Annotated in this window: 19 protein-coding genes; 5 read left to right on the top strand and 14 right to left on the bottom strand. The window is 62.4% G+C overall.

Annotated features, from left to right (window positions below; all coding sequences use genetic code 11):
- Positions 1-50 precede the first annotated feature (50 nt).
- Positions 51-1,466, bottom strand: a complete 1,416-nt coding sequence (locus IPV69_RS16655; RefSeq protein WP_206290818.1) for an efflux RND transporter periplasmic adaptor subunit — start codon at positions 1,464-1,466, stop codon at positions 51-53.
- 185 nt (positions 1,467-1,651) lie between these two features.
- On the opposite strand from IPV69_RS16655, the gene IPV69_RS16650 reads away from it, so the two are divergent.
- Both IPV69_RS16650 and IPV69_RS16645 read left to right on the top strand, forming a co-directional pair.
- Positions 1,652-2,260: a TetR/AcrR family transcriptional regulator gene (locus IPV69_RS16650; protein WP_206290817.1), complete on the top strand. Its 609-nt coding sequence runs from the start codon at positions 1,652-1,654 to the stop codon at positions 2,258-2,260.
- Positions 2,261-2,300: 40 nt separating this feature from the next.
- A complete protein-coding gene (locus tag IPV69_RS16645; protein WP_206290816.1) occupies positions 2,301-3,875 on the top strand; it encodes a TolC family protein in 1,575 nt (524 codons plus the stop codon).
- A gap of 20 nt (positions 3,876-3,895) precedes the next feature.
- On the opposite strand, the gene IPV69_RS16640 is transcribed toward IPV69_RS16645, so the two are convergent.
- From IPV69_RS16640 to IPV69_RS16615, 6 genes are all read right to left on the bottom strand, one after another.
- Complete coding sequence (locus IPV69_RS16640; RefSeq protein WP_206290815.1) at positions 3,896-4,615, bottom strand: carbohydrate-binding protein; 720 nt, start codon at positions 4,613-4,615, stop codon at positions 3,896-3,898.
- Positions 4,616-4,767: 152 nt separating this feature from the next.
- A complete protein-coding gene (locus IPV69_RS16635) occupies positions 4,768-5,181 on the bottom strand; it encodes a hypothetical protein (RefSeq protein ID WP_206290814.1) in 414 nt (137 codons plus the stop codon).
- Between the two features lie 181 nt (positions 5,182-5,362).
- Positions 5,363-6,697, bottom strand: a complete 1,335-nt coding sequence (hslU, locus tag IPV69_RS16630; protein ID WP_206290813.1) for an ATP-dependent protease ATPase subunit HslU — start codon at positions 6,695-6,697, stop codon at positions 5,363-5,365.
- 25 nt (positions 6,698-6,722) lie between these two features.
- Entirely contained in the window at positions 6,723-7,157 is a 435-nt protein-coding gene (locus tag IPV69_RS16625; RefSeq protein WP_206290812.1) for a hypothetical protein, read from the bottom strand.
- A 166-nt stretch (positions 7,158-7,323) separates the two neighbouring features.
- Entirely contained in the window at positions 7,324-7,776 is a 453-nt protein-coding gene (locus IPV69_RS16620) for a c-type cytochrome domain-containing protein (protein WP_206290811.1), read from the bottom strand.
- Between the two features lie 157 nt (positions 7,777-7,933).
- On the bottom strand, positions 7,934-8,842 hold the full coding sequence (locus IPV69_RS16615) for an alpha/beta hydrolase (RefSeq protein WP_206290810.1): 909 nt from the start codon (positions 8,840-8,842) through the stop codon (positions 7,934-7,936).
- Between the two features lie 120 nt (positions 8,843-8,962).
- On the opposite strand from IPV69_RS16615, the gene IPV69_RS16610 reads away from it, so the two are divergent.
- Positions 8,963-9,658: a 2-C-methyl-D-erythritol 4-phosphate cytidylyltransferase gene (locus IPV69_RS16610; RefSeq protein ID WP_206290809.1), complete on the top strand. Its 696-nt coding sequence runs from the start codon at positions 8,963-8,965 to the stop codon at positions 9,656-9,658.
- A gap of 133 nt (positions 9,659-9,791) precedes the next feature.
- On the opposite strand, the gene IPV69_RS16605 is transcribed toward IPV69_RS16610, so the two are convergent.
- On the bottom strand, positions 9,792-10,961 hold the full coding sequence (locus tag IPV69_RS16605) for a helix-turn-helix domain-containing protein (protein ID WP_206290808.1): 1,170 nt from the start codon (positions 10,959-10,961) through the stop codon (positions 9,792-9,794).
- Between the two features lie 546 nt (positions 10,962-11,507).
- Entirely contained in the window at positions 11,508-12,017 is a 510-nt protein-coding gene (locus IPV69_RS16600; protein WP_206290807.1) for a Fur family transcriptional regulator, read from the bottom strand.
- Between the two features lie 145 nt (positions 12,018-12,162).
- Here IPV69_RS16600 and IPV69_RS16595 point away from each other — a divergent pair, with 145 nt between their 5' ends.
- Positions 12,163-13,401: an anhydro-N-acetylmuramic acid kinase gene (locus tag IPV69_RS16595; protein WP_206290806.1), complete on the top strand. Its 1,239-nt coding sequence runs from the start codon at positions 12,163-12,165 to the stop codon at positions 13,399-13,401.
- Positions 13,402-13,466: 65 nt separating this feature from the next.
- Here IPV69_RS16595 and IPV69_RS16590 read toward each other — a convergent pair whose 3' ends face one another.
- The 3 genes from IPV69_RS16590 to IPV69_RS16580 form a co-directional block, all read right to left on the bottom strand.
- A complete protein-coding gene (locus IPV69_RS16590) occupies positions 13,467-14,396 on the bottom strand; it encodes a UbiA-like polyprenyltransferase (RefSeq protein ID WP_206290805.1) in 930 nt (309 codons plus the stop codon).
- 144 nt (positions 14,397-14,540) lie between these two features.
- A complete protein-coding gene (locus tag IPV69_RS16585) occupies positions 14,541-15,143 on the bottom strand; it encodes a UbiX family flavin prenyltransferase (protein WP_206290804.1) in 603 nt (200 codons plus the stop codon).
- A gap of 70 nt (positions 15,144-15,213) precedes the next feature.
- Positions 15,214-16,077, bottom strand: a complete 864-nt coding sequence (locus IPV69_RS16580) for a ubiquinone/menaquinone biosynthesis methyltransferase (protein ID WP_206290803.1) — start codon at positions 16,075-16,077, stop codon at positions 15,214-15,216.
- Positions 16,078-16,452: 375 nt separating this feature from the next.
- Here IPV69_RS16580 and dat point away from each other — a divergent pair, with 375 nt between their 5' ends.
- Complete coding sequence (gene dat / locus IPV69_RS16575) at positions 16,453-17,307, top strand: D-amino-acid transaminase (RefSeq protein ID WP_206290802.1); 855 nt, start codon at positions 16,453-16,455, stop codon at positions 17,305-17,307.
- 46 nt (positions 17,308-17,353) lie between these two features.
- On the opposite strand, the gene IPV69_RS16570 is transcribed toward dat, so the two are convergent.
- Positions 17,354-18,433 (bottom strand): Gfo/Idh/MocA family protein, encoded by a 1,080-nt coding sequence (locus tag IPV69_RS16570; protein WP_206290801.1) that lies wholly within the window; start codon positions 18,431-18,433, stop codon positions 17,354-17,356.
- Positions 18,434-18,495: 62 nt separating this feature from the next.
- A complete protein-coding gene (gene moaC / locus IPV69_RS16565) occupies positions 18,496-18,942 on the bottom strand; it encodes a cyclic pyranopterin monophosphate synthase MoaC (protein WP_206295651.1) in 447 nt (148 codons plus the stop codon).
- Positions 18,943-18,945 lie beyond the last annotated feature (3 nt).

The following is an 18,945-nucleotide window of genomic DNA, read 5'->3' as shown; positions in this document are numbered from 1 at the left end:
AGGTTGAACTGAGACGGCAGCACGAAACCCCCGCACGGAATCTTCCGTCGTCACTGATCCTTCAACTGCGGTTGCGTGGCTGGCTGTGTCGCAGGCTTGACCTGTACAGCGACGCCGGTCGCCAGCCGGCTGGTGCCGCTGGTGGCAAGGACTTCCTTGCCTTTGAGCCCCTGGCGAATCTCGTACTCGCTGCCGATGCGATCGCCGAGCTTGACCTGAACTTCCTTCACCTTGCCTTCATTGACGACAAACACCTTGTCCACACCGGCGAACGACACGACCGCCGCCGCCGGGATCAGCACCACATTTTCTTCCATTCGCGTATCGATCGTGGCACGGGCAAAGGCGCCCGGCGGCAGCTTGCGGTCGGTATTGGGAATCTGCACCTCGATCGGGAACGTCCGGTTCGCCTCATCCACCTGGGGACTGATGCGGGTCACCTGGCCGCTGAAAGCGTCGGGGTAGGCGTCGATCCGCACCTTCACCGGCTGGCCGATCGCCAGCTCGCGGTAGTACCGCTCGGGAACGGCGGCCTTGAGCTTGAGGGGGTCATCGTCCACGAGTCGGAACATCGGCGTGATCGCCGACGCCAGCTCGCCGAGCGACGCGAAGCGGCGGGCGACGAAGTACCGACCCGTTTTGCCGGGCGTCGCCGCCGGTCGGCTGGCAGGCTCTGTGGCAACCTCGGTCAGCGCCGCCACGGCGGGGCCGGGACGCGTCGTAGGGTCGGTATTGGGGCTGGCATAGGTATCGCTGGGGGCCTTGATGGTGCTATCGCTCAGCGCCTGCTCGGCCACGCGCAGGTCGGCCAGGCGGGTTCGCGCTTCGCCGATCAGTCCTTGTGCGGTTGCCGTCTCGACCTCCAGGTTGCTTTTGGCGACGTCGTATCCGGTTTTAAGATCTTCGTAGTCCTGCTGGCTGATCAGTGGCGGCTTCTGGTCGAACAGCTGCTTCCCGCGATTGAACTTGGCTTCGGCATTCTCGGACTGCAGCTTGGCACGGCGGACGGCCGGCAGCCCGCCGACATCAAATCCGTCGCCAGGAACATCGTTCACACCGAGCTTGGCCAGCGATTCGAGCAGGGCCGATCGCTTCTGCTGCACGCTGAGCAGGTAGTCGTTGCGCAGCAGCTGGGCGAGCGGCTCGCCGGGCTCCACGCGATCGCCGACATCCTTATAAATCGCGATCAGCCGGCCCGGGACCTTGTTGGAAATGGTCGCGTCCTCTTCGCCGTGCAGGTCGCCGACGACCTGTACGGTCCGCTGAACCTGACCGAGTCGCGCCTGGCCAGTGGTGATGGGGACGGCGGCTGCCGGCTTGGCGGGACCCGCGCCACCGCCGCCCTTCTCCCCGCAACCGACAACCGACGACGCCACCGCCGCCCCCAGAACCAGGGAAACGGCCGTGGCGGTCGCGAGGAGCAATCGCCGGGGATTTCGCAGGACGGTTACTTTGGGATGGGGCATAGGGCTGGAAGGTTTGAGGTCAGACGGCTTTGTCGAATCACCGGGACGGCGTCGGCGTGGGCATGGCGGTGACTGCTTTGACTCGCCACACCAGCCGCAATACAATCCGGCCAATACTGACGAGTCGGTTTTGACAGCCGGAGTATAGATCGCTCAACCCGGTCTGGCAATCACCCCTCTGAATCATGCAGCGACCCGACGAAAAGAAACGCCAGCTCATCGTCGCCACCGCGGCGAAGATGTTCGCGGCGCGCCCTTTTCACAAGGTCCGCCTGGACGACATCGCCGCCGAGGCGCACCTCGGCAAGGGAACCCTTTACGTCTATTTTGACAACAAGGAAGACCTCTACATTTCGCTGATTTACGACGGGTTCGAACGGCTCGTCGAGAACCTGCGGCGCGAGTTGTCCGCGACCGCCGCTGACGGCTCGCTTCTCCCGGCGGCCGAGGCTTTGCGCCGCGCCGTCGATGCGCTGGTCGGTTTCGCGTTCGCACACCCGCACCTGTTCGAAATGATGCGAAACGTCGGCGAGATCAAGCGTCTGCATGCCGGCGAATGGAAGGCCAAACGCCAGGAGTTCATGGAACTGATCGCCAACACCATCCGGCGGGGCGTCGAGAACGGCGAACTGACGGACCAGAATCCGGAGATGACGGCCGCCTGCCTGGGCGGCATGGTGCGGTCGATCATGCTGTTCGGCCCTCGCGACTTGGGCGAGCGAGAGGTTGCGGCACAAGTGTATCGCCTGATCGGGCATGGAATCATCAAGCGTCCGTGCGGCAAACCGCAATAGTGCATCGCAAGTTGTGCCCCGCAGGCGGAAGAGGAAACGAATGCGTTCTGATGTTGCTGCTCTATACGCGCGAATCCTTCGGCACTTCTCAAGGCCGCTGCTGCGGCCCCGAGTGGTCGTTGCCCTGCCCTTGCTTGCGCTGGCCGGCGTTGTTGCCGGCGGCTGCGCGATCGACAGGCAGAAAGAGATCGATCTCTACCGTCAGGTGCTCGACGGCCCGGATACCCGGCCGACCGAGTATGCCGTCGGCGAGCCCCTGACGCTCACGACGGCGTTGCAACTGGCCAATCAACACAACGAACAACTCGCACTGGCCGGCGAAGATTACGTGCAGGCGTTGATCGACAAGGATCGAGCGGCGGTCAATTTCTTTCCCACTATTACCCTCGTTCCCAGCTACTCCATCGCCGATGCCGACGACGACAGCGGCGGACGGAGGGTCAGCGGCGGCGGGACCGCCGACCCAAACGAGTTGCTCAACCGGTCCTCCCTCTCCACCGGCGACGGCCGACTTGACGTGCCGGTGAATGCCAACGTCAACGTGTTTCGCGGCTTCCGCGATGTCGCGAACATCCGCCGGGCCGGGGCGGACATCGACCGATTCAAGGCGTTACTTCTGGACCTCAAGGCGACCGTCATGCTGGACGTCGCCAGCACCTACTACCAGGTGCTGCGCAGCGAGGCGACGGTGCGTGTGCTGGAAAGCAGCAGCCAGATTCAGAACGCCCGCGTGTCCGAAATGCGAGCCCGCGACCGGGTCGGCTCGGCGCGAAAGCTGGATGTCGCCCAGGCCGAAGCACAGGCGGCAAACACCCGCGCGCAACTGGCATCGGCACGGGCTGATGTGCGCAATTCCCGCACGCTGCTGGCGTTTTTGATCGATGCACCGACGAAGGGCGCGCCGCTGGTCGATCGACTGGAAGTTCCCCCTGAGCCGGTCGACCTCGAAGCAACGATGGAACGGGCAGAAGCCAGCCGCCAGGACCTGGTCGCCGCCCGTGCCGCGGTTCGGGCCGCCGGCCAGAATGTTCAGGGGGCGATCGGCCAGTATTACCCCTCGATCAGCGTCAACTTCAACTATTACCTGTCGCGCCAGAGCAGCCCCGAGAACAGCCTTTGGAACGCGCTGGTCTCGCTGAACCTGCCCATCTTCACCGCCGGCCGCATCCACGCGGACGTTCGTACCGCAATGTCACAGCTTCGCCAGGCGGAACTGAACGAGCAGTACCTGCGGCGGCGCATTCTGCAGCAGGCGACGACGGCGATCGAGAATCTTCAGACCAGCGCCAGGCGGCTGGTTGAACTTCGGATCGCCGTCGATGCCGCCCAGCAAGCACTGGACGTCGCCGAAGGCAGCTACGCCGCGGGTACCGGCATCTACCTCGAGCGGCTCGTCGCACAGGACCAGTTGCTCAATGCGCAGCTACAGCTGGCAAGCGAGGAATACAACCTGAAGCTTCAATACCTGAATCTGTTGCGAGTGATCGGCGAGTTGAGAAGACCGCCGACGGAGGGGGCCGCCACGCAACCGAGCACCCGGCTGTTGACCACGACCCGCCCCGCCGACACCCAGCCGGCGACCGCTACTCAGCCAGCGACCCGCCCGTTACCGTAGCACGTGCCACTGGTGGAACATCAGAACCCGCGCCGCCTCGAGAACGGCGGGCGAAACTCGGGCTCGTCGATCTGCTTGACGAACTTCAACGTTACCGCGCGAAGATTCATCAATCGTCCGCCGGGCAGCATGTACACCGGGCGCATAAACAGTTGCGTCGGGCCCTGCGGAAGATAGAGCTTGCCCGCGTACTGGCTCTGATAGTCGTCCCAACTACCGGTGGGCCGGACCGACGCCGAGAGACCGCCGGGACCGGCACGAATTGTGAAGACTCCCCCGCCATCGGTTCGATCACAGGAATAAGTGATCTCGACGTCATAGAGACCTGAAGCCGGGACCTGCGCGGTCCATTCCACCCCGTCGCGACGATTGGTCCAATCAATCACCGTCTTCAACGCGACCGGATCCAGCCGCAGGTCGTCACCGATCAGCACCGCATCCTTCACCGAGAGCACCACCGGGCGATCAGGAGGCACGGCAACAGCGGCCTGCCTGGCAGCCGGATCGGCGATCGGCCGAACCGGCAATGACGCAGGAGCCGCCTGAACGATCGGCCGTTGCTCTATTGATTGCGCAGTTGCAGACGGCTGCGACGAAGGCAGCGTGGTCACCGGCGCCGACGCTGCGACCGACGCATCCTGGAGCTTAGCGGCCTGATAGAGCCCCATACCCACGAACAGCGATACCAGCGCCGCCAGTGCGCCCAGGATCACGAGAAACAAGAAAGCCAATCGCACCATTCAGCGGCTCCGAAGTGCAGGTTCGGCCGGATTGTAACCAGATGCCCCCCGGAGGCACGAAGAATCGGAACTATTGAACCCGGCTCAGCGCGACTGTCCCCTCTGCGTGGCAGGCGGGACGCCTGCACCACAAGTGCCAAGACCAGGGACCGTTATCTGCTGCCCTGCCGCGCGCCCGGCCCCATCGTCATCCACAGGAATCGTCCGTATGGAATCCACCAGATCAGATCGTTCGTCAGTATCGTCAGGCCGGTGATCCCGGGCAGGCGGTCGTTGTGCCAGGCAATGAGCCATCCGATCGGACCGAAGATCTTGCCCAGAAATGCGACGATCAAGAAAGGTGCGTAGCGAATCGGGTCGGCGGCAAGGTACGCATAGCCGATGGCATACACGCCGACGATCATGCCGATGCACTGCCAGAGTTCGGGATAGTTCGGATCGGGCAGGCCCGCCCAGCGAAACGGAAGCAGCGGAAAGAGCACGACGAAGGTGCCCCAGATCGTGTTGTAAATCGCTGATGCGACGAATACGTAGCGATGGAAGCGCAGCTCGCGGGGAGAGATCATGCGGCGATCATACGCCGTCTAAAGGTTCGACAACCACAGAGAGATCACGACCGAGGCCCCGAGGTCTGCGACTCAGGTGCCACGGGTCGGCGGTACTCCGCAGACCCGTGTGCGAGTTGGGCCAAGACACGGGTCTCCGGAGTACCGGCGACCCGTGGCACCACTTCGCGAACCAACGCGGTTACAAAATGAACTTGCTCAGGTCCTCGTCCTGAACGATGTCGCCCAGCCGCTGCCGCACGATCTCGGCGGTGATGTGCACCTTCTTGTCCGCTATTTCCGGAGCGTCAAAGCTGATCGCCTCAAAAACGCGTTCAAGGATGGTGTAAAGCCGGCGGGCCCCGATGTTCTGGCTGCGCTTGTTCACGTCGAACGCCAGTTGCGCCATCGCTTCGACGGCGTCGTCGGCGAAGGTGACTTCCAGACCTTCGGTGCCTAACAGCGCAGAGGTCTGTTTCGTCAGCGAGTTCTTCGGCTCCCGCAGGATTCGCACGAAGTCGTCCTTCGTCAGATCTTTCAGCTCCACGCGAATGGGGAAACGACCCTGCAGTTCGGGCATCAGATCGCTGGGCTTGCTCTGGTGGAACGCGCCGGCGGCGATGAAAAGCACGTAGTCGGTCTTCACCGGCCCGTGGCGGGTGACGATGGTGCTACCTTCGACGATCGGCAGCAAATCACGCTGCACGCCCTGTCGGCTGACGTCGGGGCCGCTCTCCTTGCCCGTGCCGGTGACCTTATCGATTTCGTCGATGAAGATAATGCCCTGTTGCTCGACAAGCTCGATCGCCGATCGCGTGACACGGTCCTTGTCGATCAGCTTCTCGGCTTCCTGAGCGAACAGGATCCGCCGGGCGTCGCGTACGGTGAGTTTGCGATTGTCGCGGCTGCTGGGCAGGACGCGCTCGAACATCTTCTGCATCTGCGGGTCCATCTCCATGCCGGCGGTGCCGAGCACGCCGACCACGCTGGCGCGCTCTTCGATGGAGATTTCGATCATGCGATCTTCGAACTCGCCGGCTTCGAGCTGCTGGCGGAGCTTGTCGCGCGTGCGCTGCCGGCGAGCCGTGGCTTCATCGTCTTCGCCGTAGGATGGCCGATCTCCCTCGGGCAGCAGGTGGTCCAACAGCCGTTCCTGCACGTGTCGCTCGGCGGGCTCCTTTACCTGCTCGGTCAGTTCCGTTCGCACCATCGCAAGGCCGACATCGAGCAGGTCGCGGACCATCGATTCGACGTCCCGCCCGTGGTAGCCGACCTCGGTGTACTTGGTCGCTTCAACTTTGACGAATGGTGCCCCGGTGAGGGTGGCCAGTCGCCGGGCGATCTCGGTCTTGCCGACGCCGGTGGGGCCGATCATCAGGATGTTCTTCGGCGAGACGTCCGAGCGGACGTCTTCCGGCAGTTGCTGGCGTCGCCAGCGGTTACGGACGGCAACAGCGACGGCACGCTTGGCGTCGGCCTGGCCGACGATGTATTTGTCGAGCTCGGCGACGATCTGCTTGGGGGTGAGAACAATCATGGTTGTGGAAGGCAGCCGACGAGCTTCAGGACGTGATTCGGAAAGACTCCGCCAGGAGGAAACACTCAACCTCTGCGGCAACTCGTTCCGTGTGGATCGCCTTTAGGCACGCTCCGACAAACGCTTCGGCAATCGCCGGTCGGTCCGCTTCTTCGGCGCAATGATAGGTCTCCTGCATCACCCGCTCGACCCCCGCCGCCAGCCGCCACATGCCGGTCTTGCGCTCGAGTCCTTCGTGCTTCCAGGCGGATGTCCGGGCGGGATCGGCGAGCGATGGGTCGATGGCTGATTCGGCCGACAGCAGCATCGACAGGGAGATGAACCCATCCGCCGGGCGGCAATCGACGGCGAGCATCGCGAACGCCTGGTCGCCGACATGCCGGCGGAAATCCGCCAAGGTCATAGCGGCGATCTCGGATAACTCGTGAATCCAGTCGGGCGAGACGCCGGCGAATGGCATGCGACAACCGCTCAATTCTGTTGAGTCGGGTGGCATGGGCAAGCGTACTCGCTTGCCCGTGACGGTCGCCGACTGACATTCGACACGGGTACGGGGTACCGTTGCCCATGCCACCCAATCTATCCACCAGGCGCGCGGGCATGGGTATGCCCCTGCCACGAAAACGCTATTCCTTGTCTTCCGGCGGCGGTGTCAGTTGCACCTTCTCCGGCCATTCTGCCCCTTCGTTGATCCAGCGCTCGATCAGCGCAATCTCCGCAGGCTTCATTGCCGGCTTCTTCTGGGGCATGCGGCCTTCGGGATCCTTCGCCTTCATGAGCGAGACGATCAGCGACTGGTCTGCCTTGCCGGGAACAATCGGCGGCTCGTCCGATTCGCCGGGCGTGAAAGCCTTGGCCTTGGTGAGCATGCTGTAGGCCTTGGTCGGGCGGACGCCGTGGCATTTGGCGCAGTTGGCGTCGAACAGCGGCTTGATCTGTGTGACAAAATCGACCTTCGCCGGCTTGCCGCTGGCGGGCTTCTCGGGCGCTTTGGGCTTCTCCGGGGGCTTGTCCGCGGCGAGCACCATGGCGGCAGGGATGATCAGGGCGAACAGGGCAAGCGAGCGTTTGCGCAGCATGAAATCCTCCGAGGACGATTGTATCTGGTTTTGCGGGGAAGTCTCAGGGAAAGACGCTGGTGTCTTGCGACGGGCGTGACCCATTATCCACGCTATGTGGAATAAACGGCGTTCGCGCCGCGGAATCGCAGGCCGAAAGCCGGGACGACAATCTCGCTCACGGTAACTTCGGCTTGCTCAGCTTCTCCTCGAAAAACGCGAACGTCGTCTCGGCGGTGCGGATCAGTTCCTTACCGCCCCAGCCATGACCCAGGCCCAGCAACAATTCCAGCCGGCCGTCGACATCGTTCTTTGTCAGGGCCTCGACCATGCGGATGGCCTGTTTCCAGTTGACCAGGATGTCATTGGTCCCTTGGAAGAGCAGCATCGGCGCCGAATCGCGCCTGACATAGGTGACCGGCGATGCCTTCTTGTAGAGATCGGGCTTCTCGGTCAGCGTCCCGCCGAGAAACTTTTTCAGTATCGGGCTGACATCGGGGAAAATTTCGGGCGCGGTCAGGTCGGTGGGGCCAAAGAACGAGACAACCGCCTGTACCCTGCTCGACTGGTCGGCATACCCGCCGTCGCCCTCAAGTCCGTCGTCCTTACTGGTAACGCCGAGCAGCATCGATAGGTGTGCCCCGGCGGAAAAGCCGACCGCGCCGATGCGCCGGGGATCGAGCTTGAACGTGTCGGCGCTGTTGCGAAGAAAACGCACGGCACATTTCACATCGTTGACCTGGGCGGGGAAGACGGCGTCTGGGGCAAGCCGATAGCCGACGGTAACGGCAACGTACCCCTTGCCGGCGAGCGTTACCGCAAGGTCGTTGTGCTGCTCCTTCTTTCCGCCCGACCAGCCGCCGCCGTGAATAATCACGATGCAGGGTGCCGGACTAGTGATGATCTTCGGCCGGGCGAGATTGAGCGTCAGGTCCTTTCCGCCGCCCTTGCCGTAGACGACATCCGTCTGGAACTCGATGTTGGGCGGAATCTGGAGCGGTTGCGCCGCGGGTTGCTGTGCCGCGGCCGGGCGTATGACGGCGGAACAGACGGCGATCAACGCGACAACGGCGAATCGGAAATACATTCTCGGCCTCCGGTACAATTCTCATCAGACGGCGGTAGAACCTATCATGGGTGGAAGGCCGGGCCAACGCGTTTAGGGCGCGTCCGGCGGCCGTTGTCGGGTTGAAGACAGGAGGTCCTTGTGCCTGAGTTCAGTGTTGTCATCATCACCGCCCCGCCGCCGGGGCAGTCGGGCGAGTCGGCGGGGCCTACGGTCAAGATCGACGGGCGTGAGGCGCTGCTCCGCAGCGTGGAGTTGTTCCTCAATCGCTCCAACGTCAAGCAGGTATTGCTGGCATTCGACAACGCGCAGGCCGAAGAGGCGAAGCGCAAGTTCGGTAATCACCTGGCGTTCTCAGGGGTGAAGCTGGCATGGACCACCAACAAGTGGTTCGACCAGATCGTCGCGATGGCCGAGAAACTCGTTGCCGATACGTCGCACGTCATCGTGCACGATGCGGCCAGGCCGGCAGTGCCGTTCAGTGACATCGACGCGCTCATGGAAGCCGCGGAGAAGCATGACGCCGTGGCGCTGACGACGGCCCTGCAGGCACCGCTGCTCGAACTGGATGAAGGCGGCGGTGCAGTCGCGGCTCACCTGCCGTCGCGATACGTCCAAGTGCTGACGCCACAGGTCTTCAGCCGGGCAAAGTTCCTTGAGATAGCCAAAACCAGGAAGGATGTTCACCCGTCGCAACTTAAGACGGTGACGGGCTCGGCTTTGAACGTTCGAGTCGGCGGCAACGGCGACGCCGGCATGGTCAAGGCGATGCTGGGGATGCTGCCTAAACCGAAGCTTAAAGCGCTCAGCAATCCGTTCGAAGAGGCGCAGTGGTAGCTGAATTCAGGGTGAAGGCAGAGTCGAAACGCCGGAGCCAATCAAGAGAGCGATGAGTTCTGAAACGCCGGTGCGCACACACAACACCCGCGTTCAGAACTCATCGCTCTTTTTCGATCGCAATCTAACGCCATCAGTTCTGATCGGCCGCCGCGTTGGGAGCCCGACGACTGGCCATGCGACGCCAACGGGTCGGCGTCAGGCCGGTCGCCTGCTTGAACCGGCTCGTAAAGTGGCTTTGGTGGGCAAAGCCACATTCCTTGGCAATGGTCGCGAGCTCTTTCTGGCCGGACAGCAGATCGGACTTGGACTGCTGAATCTGGCAGGCCAGCATGTATTGCTTGGGCGTCATACCCAGCAATTCGGTGAAACGGCGGTGGAAATGGAACGGGCTTAGCTTCACCTGCTGGGCGATCTCGGTGAGCGTCGGGCCCCTGCTGTACTCGGCATACATGAACTTGACGGCCGGGATCAGCCGGGACAGTTCCGGATCCGCCTGGAAGTCAGAGACCCGCACGCCGTTCCAGTCGGTGCAGTCCGGCTGAAGGCAGAAGAAGATGGCGGGGCCTTCGCCGAGCGCGGGATACTTCTTGTAGACCACGCGATTGAACACCCACCGGTCGCCATGGCTATCGGGTACGGTGATGCGCTGCAGATCGACATCAAGCCCGCTTTGGGCGGCCAACTGCTGACGGGCCTGCTCAATCAGTTGGGCACGGAGACCTTCGTCAACGCCGTCCAGGCCCTCTGTCGGGGTGAGCGGCTTGAGGTGCGAATCGAATACGGTAAGGCTCAGGGCCGGACGCGCTACCAGCTGGTGGGCCGCAGCGCCGGTGCGACGGGCCTGCCTGGCTGCAGCCAGATCAACCTCAAACACCTTCACGGCACGCTGTAACGTCTCGATTTCTTCGGTGGTAAAGTCGCCCTGTTCGGCGGTACGCAGCAAGTGAATCGACCCAGGGTAGCCTTCCAGAACTGGTCCGGAAAGCGGCAGCGCCAAGACGTACTTGATGCCCATCGGGGCGAGGATGTTCTTGACGTAGCCGTTGCGCGAAGCGGCCTCGTCCGTGAAAACATCACTGAGACGCACCGGCTCGCCGCCAAGGATCGCCTGCCACGACAGTCGATCTTCGGCATGCAGGCCCTCGCCGTAGCTTCGCATGACCGTTTCCGACACGTTCAGCGGCTGCGTGATGTGCAGACCACCGCGGGGCAGGCTGGTGATCACAAGTCCCTGCGCAAACGAGGCATGTGGCTTGAGCAGGTCCAGTAGCTGACGACTTGTTACAGATTCTCTTGTCACGGGGGTCACGTAAAACTCTCGATTCTCGCCTTCCGACGCAGATGACTCTCTTAACGGGGTGTTAATTTCAATCACCTGTTTTATACGTACACGACAGGATTAGGGTCGTCATTGCGCAAAATTTTGTTCCTTGTATCCAGATTCCTGTCTTATACATCGGCTATCGCCCCCAACTCCTTTACATACCAATACTTGCTTGTTTCAGATGGGTGTGAAATGACCTGACCAAATGCACCGTGTTGTGAATTTTCCACATTCGGGCGTGGCTCACGGGCATCATTCGTTGCAAACGGACCACAGCAGTTTATTGGAACCAGCAGATCTGCTTGATTGAGAGGTCTTTTAAGCTCTGGTCGGTTTGGGCACGGCCATTGCGTGAGGGGTCGCGTCGCCGGGAATTCCTAAGTCGCGAGGAAAACAATGTTCGCTGCCCCCATCCTCCTGCTGACCCACCCCTCTTTTCAGGCGCGCAAGACGCGCATCTTCCTATTGTCGCTCGCCACCTTTATGGCGCTCTGCTAAGCCTGCGACGTTCGCATTGGCCAACTATTCCGATTTCTTGCGGCCTTCCGGGCTGACCCCATAAATCTGCAACTGGTGTGACAGCGGTTCAAATCCGTGCTCGCGACAGATCTCTTCGCGGAGCCGACGCACCTTTTCACTGCTGAACTCGATTACCTTCCCCGTGGCGACGCAAATAAGGTAATCGTGGGTCTGCCGGCCGGCGACTACTTCGTAGTAACTCTGCTTGTTGTCGAGAAAGACCTGTTTGACGATTCCTGCATCCTGCAGGTGGGTCAGCGTACGGTAAGCGGTCGCCCGGCTTACCCGGTGGCCGAGCGCCTTCAGATCATCAACGAGCCGCTCGGCATCGAAAAGGCTGTCCTTTCGCAGGACCGCATCAAGGATCATCGCGCGCTCCGGCGTGAACTTAAGGCTCTGCCCGTGCAGATACCTGCGAAACACCGCGCAGATGGGTTCGTAAGGTCGTGACTCCGGTGCCGCAGTGGCATGTACTCTCGGAATGTGGTTCAGGATTCGTGAGGATTCGGCCATAGGTGGTGTCCGGAACGAACTGGTACGCAAAGAGTAGTCCCACGCACCGACGCCGGCAACGCGTTTGGCGAGTTCCGCGGGAAAGCTCGCGACGGCTGCGCGGTTGCCAGTTGTTGGTACAGGTCTGATTCGCTATCTTCCGTCCATGGTTGACGACGCCCAGCGCGCCGGAGGAGGCGACGGGAAGGCTGATCGCCAACATTGCGATCCCCTGGTACCAAGCAGTCCCGCGAACGCGCGCGACGAGCGGCTCTTTATTGGTGCCATGAGCGGGACCTCGGCCGACGGGGTCGATGCGGCCCTGGTGGCGGTCGGCGGCTTTGGCCGGATCGATAGCGCCGCGCCCCCCAATTACACCTGCCGCCTGCTTCGCCACGTTCACGTTCCCTACGACGACTGGCTCAGGAACGCTGTCTGCACCATGCGGCAGAACGGCGGAAGCGATCTGCGCACGCTCGCCCGCGTCACCCGCGACGCGTCGCTTTGCTACGCAAAGGCGGTTCATGAGCTCGTAGCCGCCGAAGGGCTCGCCTCCGTCGAGATTTCCGCGATCGCCGCCCACGGGCAGACGATCTTCCACGCCCCGCCTTGCACGATGCAGTTGTTGGATCCTTCCCTCCTGGCGGCCGAAACCGAATGCAGTGTCGTCAGCGACTTCAGGCGGGCCGATTGCGCGGCCGGCGGACAGGGCGCGCCGCTTGTGCCGTTCGCCGACTACATCCTGTTCCGCGATCCCGTCAAATCACGTGTGCTTCTGAACATCGGCGGGATCGCGAATGTGACCTACCTGCCGCCCGGCGGCGGCCCGGCAAACGTCATCGCTTTCGACACGGGCCCTGGCAACTGCGTCAGCGACCACCTGATGCGCCTCTACGACCCCCAGGGCCCGGGATTCGACCGTAACGGCGAGATCGCGAAGAACGGCCAGGCGATCTACCCGCTCATGAGCCTGATGCTCTCCGACCCCTATTTCCAGGCATCTCCCCCCAAGAGCACTGACGGCCCGGCGATGATTCAGCTCTTCGCCAAGGCCTACGAGACCATCGGCCGTAACTTTCCGTTCGAGAATCTGATGCGGACGGCGTGCCTTCTGTCGGCGACAACGATCGCCGACGCCATCCGCCGGTTCTGGCCCTTCCCCGATGAACTGATCGTCAGCGGCGGCGGCACCAAGAACGCCACCCTGATGTGCCTGCTGAAGCAACCCCTGGGCGACATGCCGGTGCGAACCTCGGACGAATTGGGAGTGCCCAGTGACGCGAAAGAAGCGATGGCATTTGCACTCCTTGGCGCGGCGACGATCGACTGCGTGCCCGGCAATATCCCCACCGCAACCGGTGCGAAAAAAGCCGTCGTTTTGGGAAGCGTCACCCCAAAACCGTAGGGTCCGCCTTGGCGGACGCGATGGGCCTCGGCACGGCACATGTCTTTCGGCAGGCAATGCCCGCCCTACAAAAGGACATCCGCAATTCCGAGCGTTCCCAGGACGATGCTGATCACCCCGTTAATCGTAAAGAACGCCAGCCCCACCTTCGAAAGATCATTCGGTTTCACCAACAGATGCTCGGTGAGCAGCAACGCGATCGCCAACCCGACGCCAATGAAATAGAGCGTCCCCAGTGGCGGCCTCGCCGACAGTCCCAGCACGACGAGCATGGTCGCTGACAACAGGTGGGTCGCCCGGCTGATCCAGAGGGCATTGGCGATCCCCACCTTCGCCGGAACCGAGAACACGCCGGTCGCGACGTCGGAAGCGTAGTCCTGGCAGGCGTAAATGATGTCAAATCCGGCGGTCCAGCAGAGTACTGCGCCGGCCATCCAGAACGGGGGCGCATCAATCGACCCACGAATCGCGACCCAGGCACAGATCGGTGCCAAAGCCAAAGCCGCGCCAAGGTAGTAGTGGCAGAGGCGGGTAAATCGCTTCAAGAACGGGTAGCTGCAGAGGAACAGCAGTACTGGCAGGCCGAGCAACACGGGCAGAGGATTGCGGTCGAGAATGTAGAACCCGTAGCACGCGGCCATGAATGCCCCGGTGCATACGACGCCGACGGCAAAATAGAACACCGGCGACAGCGCGCCCGATGGAATGGCCCGTCGAGCCGTGCGGGGATTGAGCTTGTCGAGCCCCGCGTCCAGCAGCCGATTGGCGGCCATCGCGAGCGTTCTGGCGGCGATCATGCAGATGATCACCAGCGAAATCTGACCGACACTCGGCATGCCTGAAGGCAGTTTCGACGCCGCGAGGAAACTGCTCAGCAGAGCAAACGGCAGCGCGAAGACCGTATGGCTGATCTTGATATCGCCCGCAAACACGCGGAGTTTCTGACCGATTGAGATCGGCGAAGCGGGGAATGGAGATGTCGGGGCGGAGGTCATGCTTGCCGAAGAGTCTAAGGCAGACGCCGTCAATCGAAAACGCCGGCCGGCCCGGCGCATCACTTGGCAGACAAGGTGAAGCCAAAACGCAAAGCCGGAACGCTGCGACGGAATGGTGGTCTTCGCCTTGTTGAAGGCCGGTGGCTACATCGTCTGCATCGGTGGCCGGACGACCTTGGGGTCCCACCGCGTATCGAGGGAATGTTTGACGCCGACGAGATCGAGCAGTTTGCCGGCGACGAAGTCGACCACCTCCAGCACGGTTGTCGGATTAAGATAGAAGCCGGGGTTCGCCGGGCAAAGAATCACACCGGCATCGGAGAGCGCTTTGTAGTTGTTGATGTCGATCGGCGACAGTGGCATTTCGCGGTGGACGACGATGAGCCGGCGGCGTTCCTTTAAGGTCACCGCGGCAGCCCGGCTGATGAGGTTGTCACCCAGGCCATGGGCGATTTCGGCGAGCGTATTACTGGAACAGGGGACGACGACCATGCCGTCATGGAGAAACGAGCCACTCGCCAACTTGCTGCCAACGTCGTTGTAGTTGTAGAGGGTGATCGTGTGGTCGTCAGTCCCGGCGAGCATGGGGAGATTAACAGTCTCCATGCCCAGTTCATCGTGCAGCAGCCGCCGGCCCAACGGCGAGACAACCAGATGGACGTTCACGCCGGCCTGTACGAGGCCTTGGATGAAACGCTGAGAGTACAAAGCGCCGCTGGCGCCGGTGATGGCGGTGACGATGTCCATGACGCCCACAGTGTAGTGGTCTTCGAGCCCATTCGGCTTTCAAATCCGCCGGACGCCGGCACTCTGACCATTACGCCTTCTTGACGCCCCGGTAGCAGATGCAGACACCGAACGTCATCGCGTGCTGCGAGATGTCGGTGAACCCGGCGTCGTTCATCATCCCCCGCATTTGGTCGCGTCCAATAAACGTATTCACCGACTCCGGCAGGTACTTGTAAGCCCCGCTCTTGTCGCCGGAGATCAGCGTCGCGGTTCGAGGCAGGATCTGGCGGAAGTAGAAGTTGTACAAGCCGCGCAGCACGGGGTTCGTCGGCAGCGAGAACTCCAAAATGATGAGCCGTCCGCCGGGACGGAGAACGCGGTAGAACTCGCGAATCGCCTTGGCCGGGTCGGCGACGTTACGAATGCCGAACGCGATCGAGACGACATCGGCCGAGGCGTCGGGCAGGGGGAGGCGTTGGGCGTCGCCGTTGAGGAAACGGGTGGTCGATCCGAGGAAGGTCGGGGCTGGATGGCTTCGGACTGGAGCGGACGCGGCACCGGCCTTCAACCGGGCAATCGGCAGCATCTCAAAGGTGTAGTCGATCCCGACGATCTGACCTTCGCGCGGACCGTCAGACCCCGTTCTGGCAGCGACGGAGTAAAGGCCGTTCGCGTACTTCAATGTCAAATCACCCGTCCCACACGCCACGTCCACCACCCGATCCGTCGGCGTCAAATTCGATAGCTTCACCGCCTTGCGCCGCCAATACTGATCGACCCAAAGGCTATGCACGCGGTTGTTCAGGTCGTAGCTCGGCGCGATCGCCGCGAACATCCTCTGGACGCGTTTCTGCTTGTCGGCGACGGCGTGCGGGTTCTGCAGGAGGTTGTCATCCCACGCGACGGCGGTGCTGCCTGTGGACGGTGCGGGTTGGGGCGGTGTCGAGGTCATGAGCGAGTTCCGCAGTATATGCAATCACAGCGCTTTGTGGACTTTCAGGAATCGACGAACCATCAAGCGACCTGACACTGCCTGAGTGGGACGGATCAGATTCCGTGCCACGGGTTTCCATCTCGTGCTGGCGATGTCGGGCTGACGGTCCAACCCTCATCCTCAGTGATCTCACTCTGCGTCTATCCGGAATGAACGAAGAGCGGGCTGTTGAGGATGAAAGTCCTACGATTTCAACGTCGCCAGCAACGCTTGGGAAGCTGTGTAACGTAAAGTTGTACAGAACTTCTTACGGACGCTCGTATCCACCGATGTCACCCACCCGCTCCGTCCGATACAATGAGTCGTCGTACCGCGTTCCTCGGAAGGTGTCTTATGTCCGAACTCGTTTACATCAACGGCGAAATCATTCCCATGGCCGACGCCCGCATCGGCGTCGAGGACCGCGGCTACCAGTTCGCCGACGGGGTCTACGAAGTGTTCCGGCTGTACAACGGCCGGCCGTTCACCTTCAAGGAACACCTGGACCGCCTCGAACGCTCCGCCGCGGGGATCAAACTGGCGTTGCCGACGCCTCGAACCGAACTCGAAGCCGGGCTGCTGAAGCTGGTCGATCGCAGCGGCGTTCGCGAGGGCATGATCTACCTGCAGGCGACCCGAGGCGTCGCACCGCGGAACCATGTCTTCCCCGAAAGCCCGTCCGGAACGGTCGTCGCCTACTGCCGTCCGCTGCCGCCGATCCCCAACCCCGGCGAGGGGGAAGGCGCCAAACTGATGGCCGTCCCGGACGAGCGATGGAAGCGCTGCTGGATCAAGTCCATCGCACTGCTGGCCAACGTCTTGGCCAAGAACGAAGCCGTCAGCCAGGGCTACGACGAAGCGGTGTTCGTTGAGAACGGCGTGGTCACCGAGTGCTCGGCGAGCAATGTGTTTGCGATCATCAACGGCAAGATCGTGACCCACCCCGTGGGTTCTAAGGTGCTTCCCGGCATCACCCGCGAAGTACTGTTCCAGTGTGCGGCGGAGTTGAAGATCGAAGTCGACGAGCGGACGCTGATGGAAAGCGAGGCCGTCCGCGCCCAGGAACTGTTCATCACCAGCACCACGAGAGAGATCAGTTGGGTCGCCCGCTGGAATGAAAAGTACATCGGCCAGGGCCGTTGCGGGCCGCTGACGGCGAAACTCCACCGCGCCATTCAGCAGCGTGTCCGCCAGGAGACCAACGGCTAAGCCGGCATCTTCCCAAGGTGTTTGGCTACCCGCGACACGGCCGGTTTTACAGCACCCATTCCACCGCGTCGCTCACGTCGATCGCCTTGCCCGTTCGGCTGCTTTCTCTCGCGGCATCCAGCACCGCCATGGTGCATAACACACTCTCGGCTCTGACGGCCGGTTCACCTTTGCCCTGGACCGCGGCGGCGAACTGCTCCCAGATCTGCGTTTCGGTCAGCCCGGGATCGGACTTGGGTAGGTCGATTGGCGCGATTGCCATCTCGGCCGTCAGGGGGCCTGTCGCCGGTGCCGGGGTATGGCGGAGATGAGCCCAGGCCTTGGTGTCGAACGCGGCCGAGTGCGGGCTGCTCGCCGAGCCGCGGGTGCCATCGAGCCGCCAGCGGTCGAGCGGGGTTGTGGTCGTGGTGTTGATCTCGCACAGACCGGCGACACCATTGTCGAAGTCGATCAGCACCCGGGCAAAGTCGTCGCAGTCGTTCGTCCAGACATTGCCCCGGAGTTGGGCATAGACGCGGACGGGCTTTGCCGGCCAAAGCAGTCGCCAGAGCTGGTCGACAAAGTGTGAGCCCCAGTCGTACAGCCCGCCGCCGCCGAAGCTGGCCTCGTTCCGCCAACCGGGGCGGTACTCCTTCGCCGCCGGCCCGACGCAGCTAGCCCACTGGCCCAGGCGGCTTTCGACGTTGATCAGTTTCCCCAGTACCCCGGCTTCGACGGTTTTCTTTACCGTCAGGAAGTCGATGTCCCAGCGACGGTTGTGGAAAACACTCAGGACGAGGTCCTTCTGCCGAGCGAGCGCGACGAGCTGCTTGGCCTGCGGCAGGTCGAGCGCCATGGGCTTTTCCACCACGAGATGCCTACCGGCGGCCAGGGCAGCGGTTGCATGCTCGACGTGCATCGCCGTCGGCGTCGCGACCAGGACTGCCGCGACTTGCGGATCGGCCAGTAGTTCGGCTGGCGTCGCGTAAACCCTTAGTCCGCGCTCCCGGGCGATGGCCTGCCGGGCCGGCGTGGCGTCGGCAACGGCGATCGCACGCGCGTTGGTCGCCTGGGAAAGCCAGGCGGCGTGCTCCGCGCCGATACGGCCGAAGCCGATGATGCCCACACCGACCAAACTCTCAGACATCTCGAATCTCCTGCATCACTGCCGAATGACTGGTCACCCACTTCGACTTGCCCGCAAGCATCTCAACGGTTCAATTCCGACTTCCCGCCGGTCTTGCTCACCACTCGAATCTCGCCGATCACCATTGTCTTATCGATCGCTTTGCACATGTCGTAAATCGTCAATGCGGCGACAGAAACGGCTGTCAGCGCTTCCATTTCGACGCCCGTCTTGGCGGTGATACCGGCAATCGCCCTGATATAGATCTTCGCCGGCTCGCCTTCGGCCGGTTCCAGATCCGGGATGTCGAAATCGACCTCCACGCTCTCGAGCGGCAATGGGTGGCAGAGGGGGATCAGTTCCCCGCACCGCTTGGCCGCCATGATGCCGGCGATGCGGGCGGTGTTCAGGACTTCGCCCTTGGGAACGTGCTGCTCGGCGATCGCCCGCAGGGTTGCCGGCTGCATCGTCACAGATCCCTCGGCGACGGCACGGCGTGCGGCCACGGGTTTGTCGCCGACATCGACCATTCG

Source organism: Humisphaera borealis (assembly GCF_015169395.1).
Classification (GTDB): Bacteria; Planctomycetota; Phycisphaerae; order Tepidisphaerales; family Tepidisphaeraceae; genus Humisphaera; species Humisphaera borealis.
The sequence above is the reverse complement of the archived record's forward strand: the minus strand, read 5'-3'. Positions and strand labels throughout refer to the sequence as shown.

Excerpts from the sequence above, each read along its gene's own strand:
- IPV69_RS16640 (WP_206290815.1), bottom strand. The coding sequence starts at position 4,615 with ATGGTGCGATTGGCTTTCTTGTTTCTCGTGATCCTGGGCGCACTGGCG.
- moaC (WP_206295651.1), bottom strand. The coding sequence starts at position 18,942 with ATGGTCGATGTCGGCGACAAACCCGTGGCCGCACGCCGTGCCGTCGCC.
- IPV69_RS16645 (WP_206290816.1), top strand. The coding sequence starts at position 2,301 with ATGCGTTCTGATGTTGCTGCTCTATACGCGCGAATCCTTCGGCACTTC.
- IPV69_RS16615 (WP_206290810.1), bottom strand. The coding sequence starts at position 8,842 with ATGTATTTCCGATTCGCCGTTGTCGCGTTGATCGCCGTCTGTTCCGCC.
- IPV69_RS16620 (WP_206290811.1), bottom strand. The coding sequence starts at position 7,776 with ATGCTGCGCAAACGCTCGCTTGCCCTGTTCGCCCTGATCATCCCTGCC.
- IPV69_RS16600 (WP_206290807.1), bottom strand. The coding sequence starts at position 12,017 with ATGGCCGAATCCTCACGAATCCTGAACCACATTCCGAGAGTACATGCC.
- IPV69_RS16625 (WP_206290812.1), bottom strand. The coding sequence starts at position 7,157 with ATGCCATTCGCCGGCGTCTCGCCCGACTGGATTCACGAGTTATCCGAG.
- IPV69_RS16590 (WP_206290805.1), bottom strand. The coding sequence starts at position 14,396 with ATGACCTCCGCCCCGACATCTCCATTCCCCGCTTCGCCGATCTCAATC.
- IPV69_RS16650 (WP_206290817.1), top strand. The coding sequence starts at position 1,652 with ATGCAGCGACCCGACGAAAAGAAACGCCAGCTCATCGTCGCCACCGCG.
- dat (WP_206290802.1), top strand. The coding sequence starts at position 16,453 with ATGTCCGAACTCGTTTACATCAACGGCGAAATCATTCCCATGGCCGAC.
- IPV69_RS16635 (WP_206290814.1), bottom strand. The coding sequence starts at position 5,181 with ATGATCTCTCCCCGCGAGCTGCGCTTCCATCGCTACGTATTCGTCGCA.
- IPV69_RS16570 (WP_206290801.1), bottom strand. The coding sequence starts at position 18,433 with ATGTCTGAGAGTTTGGTCGGTGTGGGCATCATCGGCTTCGGCCGTATC.
- IPV69_RS16655 (WP_206290818.1), bottom strand. The coding sequence starts at position 1,466 with ATGCCCCATCCCAAAGTAACCGTCCTGCGAAATCCCCGGCGATTGCTC.
- IPV69_RS16585 (WP_206290804.1), bottom strand. The coding sequence starts at position 15,143 with ATGGACATCGTCACCGCCATCACCGGCGCCAGCGGCGCTTTGTACTCT.
- IPV69_RS16580 (WP_206290803.1), bottom strand. The coding sequence starts at position 16,077 with ATGACCTCGACACCGCCCCAACCCGCACCGTCCACAGGCAGCACCGCC.
- IPV69_RS16595 (WP_206290806.1), top strand. The coding sequence starts at position 12,163 with ATGGTTGACGACGCCCAGCGCGCCGGAGGAGGCGACGGGAAGGCTGAT.
- hslU (WP_206290813.1), bottom strand. The coding sequence starts at position 6,697 with ATGATTGTTCTCACCCCCAAGCAGATCGTCGCCGAGCTCGACAAATAC.